Genomic DNA, 12,294 nt, shown 5'->3' with positions numbered 1-12,294 from the left:
GAACCGGCTCAGGCTTGCGATTGGGGTTCGAGCGCGGGCTTGACCACGCGGTAGTGCAGGCGGGCGTACCAGACGGTGGCGTCGATCAGCCACTTGGTCAGCAGGGCCATCAGGCCGCCCATGAACAGGCCCAGACCCATCAGGCCGACGCCCAGCAGGGCCGCCGCCAGGCCGCCGCCCGGCACGCCGATGAAGGGCCCGGCCACCAGGACGAAGCCGCCGGCCACGAAGACCGCGATCCCGCCGATCAGGATCGACAGCACCGTGCCGAACACCGGCAAGGCTATGGGCAGCAGGATCAGGATGTCGATGGCGCCCAGGCCCAGGATGCCGAAGATGGCCCCGGCGGCGGAGGAGGCGGTCTGTTCCTGCCCCCAACGCTTGGCGCTGGCCTCGGCCTTGAGTTCGCGGGCCAGACGATCGGGATCGCCCAGGGCCTCGGCGACCTGCGCCTCGGTGCGGCCGGCGGCGAGCCCGTCGGCGAAGTGGCTTTCATAGTCGGCGATGATTTCGTTCGCCGTGATGGTCGGCAGTCCGACCAGGCCGCGTTGCAGGCGGGCCAGGAATTCGGCGCGGTTCATTGTTCAGCTCCCCGTTGAGCGTCTGCGGATTGATCGGTCAGGGCGGCCGGCTCAGCCGGGGCGCCCGCCGCTATGGCGTCGCTGTTCGGCGCGGTGTTCGCCACCAGGGCGTCGACGGCCTGGGCGAAGGCCCGCCACTCGGCGGTCTGACCTTCCAGGGCGGCGCGACCGGCGGCGGTCAACCGGTAATACTTGCGCGACGGACCGGCGGATGATTCGACCAGATAGGTCTCGACCAGGCCGTCCGTCTGCATGCGGCGCATCAGCGGATAGATGGTGCCCTCGCCCATGCCGATGGCGTCGGACAGGCGGCTGGCGATCTCGTAGGCGTAGCTGTCGTCGCGGGCCAGCAGGGCCAGCACGCATAATCCCAGCACGCCTTTCTTCAGTTGGATGTCGATGGAGTCGGGCATGGCGTTCCCTTCGTTGATGACGAATGGGTATCGCAAGGTATCGTGCGCTGCAAGGTAGCTGTCGCTACATGACAGCGAATTAATCCGCCGAACTTTTGCCTCATCCCGTCACTTGCGCGTCTTGATCGCTTGGCAAGCGCTACCCGAGCCGATAAGGACCGGCCCTGAAACGCCGAGGTCCGTCCAGGGCCCGGGGGTGTTTGCGAATTGCTCGCAAGTATCGGCTGCGAAACGGTTTATGAGGATTCGAATGGGGATGGGCACGCGAGCCATGGCGCGGATCGGAGGCGGTGTCGCCGCGACCGCCCTTGCCGCCTTCGTCGCCGCGCCGGCGTGGGCGCAGGATCTGCTGGGTCAACCGACCCCGGGCGGAATTGACCTGCAACCTGCTGCGGCGCCGCTGAAGCACGAGGCGATCTTCTTCCACAATGTGGTGCTGATGCCCGTCATCACGATCATCACCCTGCTGGTGCTGGGCCTGCTGATCTGGATCGCCATCCGCTACAACAAGAAGGCCAACCCGGTTCCGGCCAAGTGGAGCCACAACACGGTCATCGAGGTCATCTGGACCGTGGTGCCGGTGTTGATCCTGGTCGGCATCTCGCTGTTCTCGTTCCGCCTGCTGTTCGCCTACCACGACATGCCCGACCCCGACCTGACGGTGAAGGTCACGGGCAACCAGTGGAACTGGGCCTATGAATATCCCGATCAGGGCGTGGCCGAGTACATCTCGAACATGCTGCCCGAGGACAAGGCGCCGCCGCACCTCTACCGCCTGGCCGCCGACGAGCCGATGGTCGTGCCGGTCGGCAAGACCGTCCGCCTGCTGGTCACGGCCTCTGACGTGATCCACGCCGTCGCCTTGCCCGCCTTCGGTCTGAAGACCGACGCCGTTCCGGGCCGCGTCAACGAGACCTGGTTCAACGCCGAGAAGACCGGCGTCTATTACGGCCAGTGCTCCGAGCTGTGCGGCGTCGACCACGCCTTCATGCCGCTGCAGATCAATGTCGTCACCGAGGCCGAATTCGCCGCCTGGGTCGCCTCCAAGGGCGGCTCCATGACGAAGAAGGCCGACGAAGCCGCCGCCGCTGCGGCCGCAGCGGCTCCGGCCGCCATGGCTGACGCCGCCGCCGTTCCGGCCCCGACCGCCGCCGCTCCCGCGGCCCCCGCAGCCGCTGCCGCGCCCGTCGCGCCGGCCGCCCAGTAACAAGACGCGAGAGCCCAACGATCATGGCCACCGCTGCCACGCACGACGATCATCACGATCACAAGCCGGGTTTCTTCACCCGCTGGTTCTTCTCGACGAACCACAAGGACATCGGTCTTCTGTACCTGATGTTCGCCATCTTCACCGGTCTGGTGGGCGGCGCCCTGTCGGGCCTGATCCGCTGGGAACTGGCCGAGCCGGGCATCCAGCTGTTCAAGGAAGGCACGATCATCCAGCAACTGGGGATCGTTGAGGCTTCCAAGCACGGCTATAACGTCACGGTCACGGCCCACGCCCTGATCATGGTCTTCTTCGTCGTCATGCCGGCGACCATGGGCGGTTTCGCCAACTACTTCACGCCGATCATGATCGGCGCCCCGGACATGGCCTTCCCGCGCCTGAACAACATCTCGTTCTGGCTGCTGTTCGCCGCCTTCGTCCTGCTGGTCATCTCGATGTTCGTCGACGGCGGCCCGGGCAAGGGCTTCGGCGGCGGCTGGACGGCCTATCCGCCGCTCTCCACCATGGGCCACACGGGGCCGTCCTTCGACCTGGCGATCTTCTCGCTGCACGTCGCCGGCGCCTCGTCGATCCTCGGCGCGATCAACTTCATCACCACCATCTTCAACATGCGCGCGCCGGGCATGACCCTGCACCGCATGCCGCTGTTCGCCTGGGGCGTGCTGATCACGGCCTTCCTGCTGCTGCTGTCGCTGCCGGTTCTGGCGGGCGCCATCACCATGCTGCTGACGGACCGTAACTTCGGCACCAGCTTCTTCGATCCGGCTGGCGGCGGCGATCCCGTGATGTACCAGCACCTGTTCTGGTTCTTCGGCCACCCCGAAGTCTACATCATGATCCTGCCGGGCTTCGGCATCATCTCGCACATCGTCTCGACCTTCTCGAAGAAGCCGATCTTCGGCTACCTCGCCATGGCCTACGCCATGGTCGCCATCGGCTTCATCGGCTTCATCGTGTGGGCGCACCACATGTACACCGTGGGCATGAGCATCAACCTGCGCGCCTACTTCGTGGCCGCGACGATGATCATCGCCGTGCCGACGGGCGTGAAGATCTTCAGCTGGATCGCCACCATGTGGGGCGGCTCGATCACCTTCAAGACGCCCATGCTGTGGGCGATGGGCTTCATCTTCCTGTTCACCCTCGGCGGCGTGACCGGCGTGGTCCTGTCGAACGCCGGCATCGACTACAGCCTGCACGACACCTACTACGTCGTGGCCCACTTCCACTATGTGCTGTCGCTGGGCGCCGTCTTCTCGATCTTCGCCGGTTTCTACTACTGGTTCGAGAAGATGTTCGGCGTGAAGTACAACGAGTTCCTCGGCGCGACCCACTTCTGGATCATGTTCATCGGCGTGAACCTCGTCTTCTTCCCGCAGCACTTCCTGGGTCTGCAGGGCATGCCGCGTCGTTACATCGACTACCCGGAAGCCTTCACCTACTGGAACCACATCTCGTCGGTCGGCTATCTGATCACCATCGTCGGCGTCGCCGTCTTCCTGGTCATGCTGGCTGAAGCTGCGATCCGTCGCCGCAAGGGCGAGGCCAATCCGTGGGGCGAAGGCGCCACCACCCTGGAGTGGACCCTGTCGTCGCCCCCGCCGCACCACCAGTTCAACGAACTGCCGGTGGTCAAGGCGGACAACCACTGATCCGAACCGGATAACCCTTGAGAGGCCGCCCTTTCGTCACCGGAAGGGCGGCCTTCGGCTTTTTATGACCATGACCGACCGCCCCACACGCGAGACCCCCCTTGTTACGACCTCCCAGCCGGAAGACTTCTTCCAGCTGCTGAAGCCGCGCGTCATGTCGCTGGTGGTCTTCACCGCCGTGACGGGCCTGGTGGTCGCGCCGGGCCATCCCAATCCTCTGCTGGCCGCCATCGCCGTGCTCTGCATCGCCGTGGGAGCCGGGGCCGCTGGCGCCCTGAACATGGCGCTGGAAGGCGAGACCGACGCCTTGATGCGACGCACACGGGGGCGGCCGGTCGCGGCGGGTCGTATTCGCAAGAACGACGCCATGGCCTTCGGCTCTGTCCTGTCGATCTTCTCCGTCATGCTGCTGGGCATGACGACCAACTGGCTGGCCGGCGGTCTGCTGGCCCTGACCATCGTCTATTACGCCGGCTTCTACACGCTGCTGCTCAAGCGCCGGACGCCCCAGAACATCGTCATCGGCGGCGCCGCGGGCGCCTTTCCGCCGGTCATCGGCTGGGCGGCGGTGACGGGTGACGCGCCGTGGCAGGCCTGGCTGCTGTTCGCCATCATCTTCCTGTGGACACCGCCGCATAGCTGGGCGCTCGCCCTCTATTCGGCCGGCGATTACGCCAAGGCGGGCATTCCGATGATGCCGGTCGCGCGGGGCGCCAAGTCGACCCGCCTGCAGATCCTCATCTACAGCCTGATCTTCGTGCCGGTGGCCGTGGCCCCGGCCTTCCTCGGTCTCGGCGGCGTCGTCTATCTGGCGGTGTCGGTGGCCGGCGGCGCCTTCTTCCTGGCCCTGGCCTTCCGCCTGTGGCGCTCGCGCGCGGGCGACCAGCCGGACAAGGCCGAGGCGGTGGGGCGAGAGGCCGCATTGTACGACGTCCGGGCCGAGGCCAAACCGGCCCGCAACATGTTCGCCTTTTCCATCCTGTATCTGATGGCGCTGTTCTCGGCCCTTTTGGTCGAGCAGCTGCCGGGCCTGGGAGCCTGACCGCGTGACCCGTCCTGATTTTATCAAGCTGACCGACGAACAAGTCCGCGCGCGCAAGCGCCGCAACGTGGCCATCGCCCTGGGCCTGGTCGGCTTCATCGTCCTGGTCTTCGTCGTGACCGTGGTGAACCTTCAGCGCAACACCGAGGCCCGCAAGGCGGCCGAGGCGGCGGCGGTCGGCACGGTGCTACAGGCCGACCCCACGCTGCCCGCCCCCGCAGCCGCCCCGGCGTCGGAGCCGACGCCGTGAAGAACCGCAAGAACATGGTCGCGCTGATCTGCGCGGCCGTGGTCATGGGCATGACGGGCGCGGCCTTCGCCGCCGTGCCCCTGTATCGTCTGTTTTGCCAGGTCACGGGCTTTGACGGCACGGTGAAGAAGGCCGAAGCCGCCCCGACCCAGATCCTGGACCAGAGCGTCCTGATCCGCTTCGACACCAACGTCCGCAACCTGCCGATGACCTTCAAGGCCGAGCAGGTCAGCCAGCGGGTGCGAATCGGCGAAACCGGCATGGCCTATTTCAAGGTGACGAACACCTCGGATCAGCCGATCCACGCCACGGCGGCCTATAATGTCGTGCCGGAACGCGCCGGTCCCTACTTCCAGAAGCTGCAGTGCTTTTGCTTCGAGGGGCAGGAAATCGGCCCCGGCGAAACCAAGGAATTCCCGGTCCAGTACTTCGTCGCGCCCGAGATGGCGACGGATGCGGAGTCCAAGGGGGTGCGTGAAATCACCCTCAGCTACACCTTCTTCCCGACCAAAGGCTTCGAGCAGGCCGCTTCCGGCCAATCCGCTACTGGCAAAGCCGGATAGCGGGCGCTATAGCCCCTGATATAACGATCTCTCGCCTTAATTCAGAGACCCCTGGAATGGCCGACGCGCACGCTAAACCGCATCACGACTACCACCTGGTGGACCCGAGCCCCTGGCCGCTGATCTCGTCCATGGCCTGCGTGGCCATGTTCGTCGGCGCGGTCATGTGGATGAAGGGCCTGTTCGGCCTGCCGGAAGGCACCAAGTGGCTGTTCTTCGCCGGTCTGGCGGGCGTTCTGTTCGCCATGTTCGGCTGGTGGTCGGACGTGATCAAGGAAGGTCAGAAGGGCGACCACACCCCGGTCGTCTCGATCGGCCTGCGCTACGGCATGATCCTGTTCATCGCCTCGGAAGTGATGTTCTTCGTCGCCTTCTTCTGGATGTTCTTCGACATGGCGCTCTTCACCGAGTCGCGCGCCCTGACCCCGGAAATCGGCAACTGGGCCGACACCGCCGCCGCCTGGAAGACCTGGCCGCCCAAGGGCGTCGAGCTGCTGGACCCCTGGGGCCTGCCGCTGCTGAACACGGTCATCCTGCTGCTGTCGGGCACGACCGTCACCTGGGCGCACCACGCGCTGCAGGTCGGCGACCGCAAGGCCGCCAAGCTGGGTCTGTTGATCACCGTCCTGCTGGGCGTCCTGTTCACCGGCGTTCAGGCCTATGAATACCAGCACATCCTGCACGAGGGCTTCTTCTTCAACGAGGCCGCCACCCACTCCAAGCTCTATGGATCGGTCTTCTTCCTGACGACGGGCTTCCACGGCTTCCACGTCCTGATCGGCACCATCTTCCTGGCCGTCTGCCTGCTGCGTCTGCAAGCCGGTCAGATGAGCCCGCAGAAGCACTTCGGCTTCGAAGCCGCCGCCTGGTACTGGCACTTCGTGGACGTGGTCTGGCTCTTCCTGTTCGCCTTCGTCTACGTCACCTTCGGCTGACGTTGAGCGATCCAGGCTCTGCACTTCAGACGGCGCGGGACGAACAGTCCCGCGCCGATTTGCATGGCGGACAGGCGATCCGCGCGGGCCTGCGCGGCCGTTGCCCCGCCTGCGGCCAGGGGCCTCTGTTCCAGGGCTTCCTCAAGGTCCGCCCCCTCTGTGAAACCTGCGGCTATGACCTCGCCTCGGTCGAGACCGGCGACGGCGCCGCCACCTTCATCATGCAGATCGCCGGCTTTGTGGTCGGCTTCTCGGCCCTGGCGGTCGAGATCGCCTGGCATCCCCCCATCTGGCTGCACCTGATCCTCTGGCTGCCGCTGGTCGCCGCCCTGGCCCTGGGCCTGATGCGCCCCGGCAAGGGGCTGATGACGGCGCTGCAAATGCTGCGAACCCGAGACCCGAAATGACCGTTGCGACCCGCCCGCGTTTTCCCGTCATCCTGACCGTTCTGGCCCTCGCCCTGCTGGGGCTGCTGTTGTCGCTCGGCGTCTGGCAGATGCAGCGGATGCAGTGGAAGGAGGGCCTGATCGACGGGGCCGAGGCCGCCGCCGGCCTGCCGCCCCTGCCGCTGGTCGAGGCGCTGACGCTTGAGGACCCCGAGTTCCGGCGCGTCGTCCTGACCTGTCGCGGTCTGGGCGCGGCGCCCTATGTCGAGTTGCAGTCCATCGAGAACAGCGACGCGGGCGTGCGTCTGGTCTCGGCCTGTGCGGTTGAAGGCGGGCCGACCCTGCTGGTCGATCGCGGCTTCGTCTCCGCCGAGATCTCCGCCCGTCCGCCGGTGAACGCCGACGACACCATGCCGGTCGTCATCACCGGCGTCCTGCGCCGCGCCCCGGCCCCCAGCGCCCTGACGCCGCCGCCCGCCGAGGGCCGCTTCTATGGCCGCGACGCCGAGGCCATGGCCCGCGCCTTGAAGGTCGAGGGGCCGGTGTCGCCCTTCACCGTCTTCGCCACGACCTCGACCAATCCCGACTGGGCCGCGTTGAGGCCCTCGGCGCCGCCCGCCGCCTTCACCAACAATCACCTGGGATACGCCCTGACCTGGTTCGGTCTCGCCGTCGCCCTGATCGCCTTCTACGGGGTGCTGCTGCGCCGCCGCATGACCCGCAAGGATACAGACTCCTGACTGCTCGCCTTCACACCCTGTCCAACGGCGTCCGCGTCGTCTGCGACCCCATGCCCGGTCTGCGGACCTTCGCCCTGACCGTCGCCGTGCGCGGCGGGGCGCGGATGGAGGATGAGGCCCGCTCCGGCTGGTCGCACCTGCTGGAGCATCTGGTGTTCAAGGGCGCCGGCGACATGGGCGCCCGCGACATCGTCGAGCGGATCGAGGCCGAAGGCGGCTCGATCAACGCCGCCACCGGCTATGAGCGCACCAGCTTCGAGATTCGCGCCCTGCACGGCTCCCTGCCTCTGGCCATGCAGATCGTCTCGGACCTGGTCTTCCGCCCCACGCTCGACCCCGCCGAGATCGTGCGCGAGAAGGACGTGGTGGCCCAGGAGATCGCCGAGGCCTTCGACACCCCCGACGACCACGTCTTCGAAATGGCCCAGACGCGGGCCTATGCCGGTCAGGCCCTGGGGCGGCCGATCCTCGGCACCGTCGACAGCCTGAAGGCCGCCGACCGCGCCGCCGTGGCCGACTGGCGCGCCCGCCTCTATTCGCCCGACCGCATGGTGGTCGCGGTCTCGGGCGCGGTTGAAGAGAACGAACTTCTGGCCCTGGCCGAGCGCTGGTTCGGGCAGGAGGCCGCGACGCCGCTGGACCCGCTCGCGCCCGCCGTCTTTGTCGGCGGCGAGGCCAAGCTGACGCGCAAGATCGAACAGGCCAATCTGGTCTTCCAACTGCCGTCGATGGGTGTGCTGGATGCGCGCCTGCCGGCCCTGCGGCTGTTCACCGAAATCCTCGGCGGCGGCATGGCCTCGCGCCTGTTCCAGAGCGCCCGCGAGGACCGGGGGCTGGCCTACGCCATCGACGCCTATCAGGAGGCCTATGAGGACGCCGGGCTGATCGGTATCTACGCCGGGGCCGCCGCCGACCGCGCGGTCGAACTGGCCGAGGTCAGCGCCGCCGAGCTGCTGGATCTGGCCGAGAAGGGGCCTACGGACGCCGAACTGTCGCGCGCCAAGGCCGTGCTGAACGCCACCCTGTGGATGGCCGATGAAAGCCCCGCCAGCCGCGCAGGCCGCAACGCCGCCCAGACCCTGATCTTCGGCGCGCCGGTCTCGTCTGAGGACAGCGCCGCCCGCATCCTGGCCCAGTCCGCTGACGATCTGCGGGCCGTGGGCCGCGCCATGGTCGAGGCCGGGCGCTCGGCCACGGCGGTTCTGGGGCCCAAGGCGGCGGCCCCCGCGGGCGCCGCCTTCACCGCCCGATTGCAGGCCCGCTAAGTCGTGGCTGGCGCTGCGCGCGCGCTGAGGTAGTCTGCTCGCATGGCCCTGTTCGACTGGATGGCCGAGGCGACCGGACCCGTCCTGCGCGGACAGGGGGTCTTGCTGCGCCCGCCGCGTCCGGCGGATCATGCCGAATGGGCCGAGCTGCGCGGCGGCTCGCGCGACTATCTGCAACCCTGGGAGCCGGCTTGGGCCGAAGACGACCTGACGCGGGCGGCATTTCGCCGGCGCCTCGGCGTCTATGCCCGCGAGATGGAGTTGGGCACGGCCTGGCCCCTGTTCGTCTTCGATCCCGCCGAGGACACCCTGATGGGCGCCATCACCCTGTCCAACATCCGGCGCGGCGTGGCCGAAACCGGGACGCTGGGCTACTGGATCGGCCAGCCCTATGCGGGGCAGGGCGTAGGCACGGCGGCGGCCCGGACCATGCTGGGCTTCGCCTTTGGCGCCCTGAAGCTGCACCGCGTCGAGGCCGCCTGTGTGCCGACCAACGCCGCTTCGCGCCGCGTCCTCGAAAAGGCGGGCTTCCGTCAGGAAGGACTGGCGAAAGCTTATTTGAAAATTAACGGCGCATGGGCAGATCATCTGCTGTTCGGCGTCATCAGGGACGAGTTCGTCCCGGACCCGGCCGCGTCCAGTTCTTACATCCGGGATTCGCTTTGAACACACGATCCAGAGCGTTGGCCTGGGACCCCACCACGGCGATCGAGGCGCTGGCCGCCGCCGACGCCGCGCTGTGGATCTGGACGCCCGCCGACGACCAGATTCGCTTTACCGGGGCGACCCGATCCCTGGGCCTCGGTCCGCTGGCGCCTGAGTGTTCGGGCGCCGCCTTCGCGGCCCTGGCCATGCCCCAGGACCGCGCCCTGGCCGACCGCCTGCTCAAGCCCCAGGCTGAGGGCGTGGAGATCGCCGTGCGTCTGCGCATGCGCGGCTGCGAGACCTGCCTGTGGCGCGGCGTCTGGCTGGAGGACGGGTTGCGCGCCGCCGGCGTCGTCGCCCTGGAAACCAAGTTCGCCGGCGCCGACCGCGACACCCTGACCGGCCTGCTGGATCGTCGAACCTTCCTGGTCCGCGTGGCCGAGACCCTGGCCCAGCCGGGGGATTATGAGCTGGTGGTGGCCGACGTCGACCGCCTGCGCCGCCTGAACGAGGCCCTGGGCCATGAACGCGCCGATCTGGTGCTGTCGGCCCTGGGCTCCCGGCTGGCCGGCGCCTTCTCCAAGGACTGTTCGCCCGCTCGAATCGGCGAGGACGAGTTCGCCGTCCTGACCCGGCGCGGGGCGACCGGCGGCAGCGACCGTGTGCGCGAGGCGTTGGAACAGCCGTTGCGCGTCGCGGGCTTCGACATCTATCCGACCGTCTCCATCGGCGCCGTGGCCGCCGAGGGCGGACCGGACGCGCCTGATCCGGCCGAATTGCTGCGCCGGGTCGAACTGGCGGTGGAGCAGGCCAAGACGGCCGGACGCGGCGGAGCCGCCGCCTATGGCCGGGCGCTGGAGAGCGACAGCCTGTCGCGGCTGGCGCTGGAGGCGGACCTGCGCAACGCCTTCGTGCGCGGCGAGATCGAGCCCTTCTATCAGCCCATCGTCAACCTGAAGACCGGCGCCGTCGCCGGGTTCGAGGCCCTGGTGCGCTGGCGTCATCCGCAGCGCGGCCTGGTGCCGCCGGACGACTTCCTGACCCTGGCCGACGAAATGGGCCTGATGAACGAGCTGGGTCTGCTGATGATGACCCAGGCGGCGCGTCAGCTGGCCGAATGGCTGCATCGCCATCCTAGTGCGGGGAAACTGTTCTGCAGCGTCAACCTGTCGGTCGGCGAGATCGAGCGCGACCATCTGGTCGAGGACGTGGCCCGCATCATACAGGAGACCGGCCTGCCGCGCGGCGCGCTGAAGCTGGAAGTCACCGAGGGCGACATCATGCGCGACACCGCGCACGCCGCCGAGGTGCTGACGAAGCTGCGCGAGGCGGGGGCCAGCCTGGCGCTGGACGACTTCGGCACCGGCTTCTCGTCCCTGTCCTATCTGGCGCGCCTGCCCTTCGACACGCTGAAGATCGACCGCTACTTCGTTCTGACGATGAACAAGGACGAGGGCTCGGCCAAGATCGTCAAGTCCGTGGTCAACCTGGGTCGCGACCTGTCACTGGAAGTCGTGGCCGAGGGGGTCGAGAACGCCGAACTGGCCGGCCTGCTGCTGGACGCCAGCTGCCACTATGGTCAGGGCTTCGGCTATGCGCCGGCCCTTCCGGCCCAGGAGGCCGAGGTCTATCTGAACGAGTCGCTGGCCGACGGCACAGCGCCGATCAAGGCGCGGTCGGCATGAAGATCAAGGGCGCGACGCGGGACCGCCTGATCATGGTTGGCGCTGCGACGCCGACCATCCTGGGTTTTGGGCTCGGGTTCCTGTTCACCCGTGACCTCGTACAGGCGGCTGCCATCGGCGGCGTCCTGTGTCTTGCCTCAGCGGGGCTCAGCCTGACGCCGCCCGTGACCGCGGCCCGGATGCGGAATCTGCGCCGCAAGTATCCGAAGGAAGACTAGGCCCGTCCGCTCTGGGCTGACAGGCGGGCGGCGTCGACGCCGAGACCGGCCAGGGCGCGGCTCCACTTGGTGGCATAGTCGGCGTCGAAGATCAGGTCGGGGTCGGCGTCAGCAGTTAGCCAGACGTTTTCGCTGAGTTCCTCCTCCAACTGACCCTCGCCCCAGCCGGCGTAGCCCAGCAGCAGGACCGAGCGGCGCGGGCCGTCGTCTTCGCTCATCGCCGCCAGGGCGTCGCGGGTGCCGGTCACGGCCAGACCCTCGCCGAAGCTCAGGCTGATGTCGTCATTGGTCCAGTCGTCGGTGTGCAGGACAAAGCCGCGCTCGCGCTCGACGGGCCCGCCGATCAGCACCGCCTGTTTCGCCAGGGCGTCGGAGACGGGCGTGTCCAGCTTCTTCAGCACCTCGGACAGGGTGACGCCCGGCGCCGGCTGGTCCAGCCGCAGTCCCATGGCGTGCTCGTCGTCATGGGCGCAGATCAGGATCACGGCGTGGCGGAAACGGTCGTCGTCTATGCCCGGCATGGCGACCAGAAGACGCCCGGTCAGGGAGGAAAAGGCGATCATTCCGCTATCATCGGGTGGGGAGCGTCACGACGCAAGGCGCGAGGGAACGAAGGGCGCTTGGCGATCCTTCCTGTCGTCTCTATCTGACATTCGAACGCTGCCCGGATTCCCCGGGCCTTTCAGCCCTC

15 protein-coding genes are annotated in these 12,294 nt (G+C 67.7%); 12 read left to right on the top strand and 3 right to left on the bottom strand.

Annotated features, from left to right (window positions below):
• Positions 1 to 8: 8 nt before the first annotated feature.
• Positions 9 to 581, bottom strand: coding sequence for a DUF1700 domain-containing protein (locus P0Y52_12265; protein ID WEK57311.1), 573 nt, complete (start codon positions 579 to 581; stop codon positions 9 to 11).
• Entirely contained in the window at positions 578 to 994 is a 417-nt protein-coding gene (locus P0Y52_12260; protein ID WEK57310.1) for a PadR family transcriptional regulator, read from the bottom strand. The genes P0Y52_12265 and P0Y52_12260 overlap by 4 nt, the downstream gene beginning before the upstream one ends.
• 271 nt (positions 995 to 1,265) lie before the next feature.
• Here P0Y52_12260 and coxB point away from each other — a divergent pair, with 271 nt between their 5' ends.
• The 12 genes from coxB to P0Y52_12200 all read left to right on the top strand — a co-directional run bounded on the left by coxB (position 1,266) and on the right by P0Y52_12200 (position 11,603).
• The gene (gene coxB / locus P0Y52_12255; protein ID WEK57309.1) at positions 1,266 to 2,201 is read left to right on the top strand and encodes a cytochrome c oxidase subunit II; all 936 of its coding nucleotides are present in this window, start codon (positions 1,266 to 1,268) and stop codon (positions 2,199 to 2,201) included.
• Between the two features lie 23 nt (positions 2,202 to 2,224).
• Complete coding sequence (ctaD, locus tag P0Y52_12250; protein ID WEK57308.1) at positions 2,225 to 3,874, top strand: cytochrome c oxidase subunit I; 1,650 nt, start codon at positions 2,225 to 2,227, stop codon at positions 3,872 to 3,874.
• A gap of 64 nt (positions 3,875 to 3,938) precedes the next feature.
• Positions 3,939 to 4,916: a heme o synthase gene (cyoE, locus tag P0Y52_12245; GenBank protein ID WEK57307.1), complete on the top strand. Its 978-nt coding sequence runs from the start codon at positions 3,939 to 3,941 to the stop codon at positions 4,914 to 4,916.
• Positions 4,917 to 4,920: 4 nt separating this feature from the next.
• The gene (locus P0Y52_12240; GenBank protein ID WEK57306.1) at positions 4,921 to 5,166 is read left to right on the top strand and encodes a hypothetical protein; all 246 of its coding nucleotides are present in this window, start codon (positions 4,921 to 4,923) and stop codon (positions 5,164 to 5,166) included.
• On the top strand, positions 5,163 to 5,729 hold the full coding sequence (locus P0Y52_12235) for a cytochrome c oxidase assembly protein (GenBank protein WEK57305.1): 567 nt from the start codon (positions 5,163 to 5,165) through the stop codon (positions 5,727 to 5,729). Before P0Y52_12240 ends, P0Y52_12235 begins: the two co-directional genes overlap by 4 nt.
• A 56-nt stretch (positions 5,730 to 5,785) precedes the next feature.
• Positions 5,786 to 6,664: a cytochrome c oxidase subunit 3 gene (locus P0Y52_12230; GenBank protein WEK57304.1), complete on the top strand. Its 879-nt coding sequence runs from the start codon at positions 5,786 to 5,788 to the stop codon at positions 6,662 to 6,664.
• A 59-nt stretch (positions 6,665 to 6,723) separates the two neighbouring features.
• Entirely contained in the window at positions 6,724 to 7,071 is a 348-nt protein-coding gene (locus P0Y52_12225; GenBank protein WEK57303.1) for a DUF983 domain-containing protein, read from the top strand.
• Positions 7,068 to 7,790 (top strand): SURF1 family protein, encoded by a 723-nt coding sequence (locus P0Y52_12220; GenBank protein ID WEK57302.1) that lies wholly within the window; start codon positions 7,068 to 7,070, stop codon positions 7,788 to 7,790. The genes P0Y52_12225 and P0Y52_12220 overlap by 4 nt, the downstream gene beginning before the upstream one ends.
• 50 nt (positions 7,791 to 7,840) lie before the next feature.
• Positions 7,841 to 9,055: a pitrilysin family protein gene (locus P0Y52_12215; protein WEK57301.1), complete on the top strand. Its 1,215-nt coding sequence runs from the start codon at positions 7,841 to 7,843 to the stop codon at positions 9,053 to 9,055.
• Positions 9,056 to 9,097: 42 nt separating this feature from the next.
• Complete coding sequence (locus tag P0Y52_12210) at positions 9,098 to 9,721, top strand: GNAT family protein (protein ID WEK57300.1); 624 nt, start codon at positions 9,098 to 9,100, stop codon at positions 9,719 to 9,721.
• Positions 9,718 to 11,385, top strand: coding sequence for a bifunctional diguanylate cyclase/phosphodiesterase (locus tag P0Y52_12205; protein WEK57299.1), 1,668 nt, complete (start codon positions 9,718 to 9,720; stop codon positions 11,383 to 11,385). Before P0Y52_12210 ends, P0Y52_12205 begins: the two co-directional genes overlap by 4 nt.
• Positions 11,382 to 11,603: a hypothetical protein gene (locus P0Y52_12200; GenBank protein WEK57298.1), complete on the top strand. Its 222-nt coding sequence runs from the start codon at positions 11,382 to 11,384 to the stop codon at positions 11,601 to 11,603. The genes P0Y52_12205 and P0Y52_12200 overlap by 4 nt, the downstream gene beginning before the upstream one ends.
• Here P0Y52_12200 and P0Y52_12195 read toward each other — a convergent pair.
• Positions 11,600 to 12,166 carry a YqgE/AlgH family protein gene (locus tag P0Y52_12195; GenBank protein WEK57297.1) on the bottom strand — a complete coding sequence of 189 codons (567 nt, stop codon included), beginning with the start codon at positions 12,164 to 12,166 and terminating at the stop codon, positions 11,600 to 11,602. The two genes, P0Y52_12200 and P0Y52_12195, sit on opposite strands and share 4 nt — an antisense overlap.
• Positions 12,167 to 12,294: the final 128 nt, after the last annotated feature.

This window comes from Candidatus Brevundimonas phytovorans, assembly GCA_029203145.1.
GTDB classification, from domain to species: Bacteria; Pseudomonadota; Alphaproteobacteria; order Caulobacterales; family Caulobacteraceae; genus Brevundimonas; species Brevundimonas phytovorans.
This window is presented reverse-complemented; position numbering and strand designations above follow the sequence as displayed.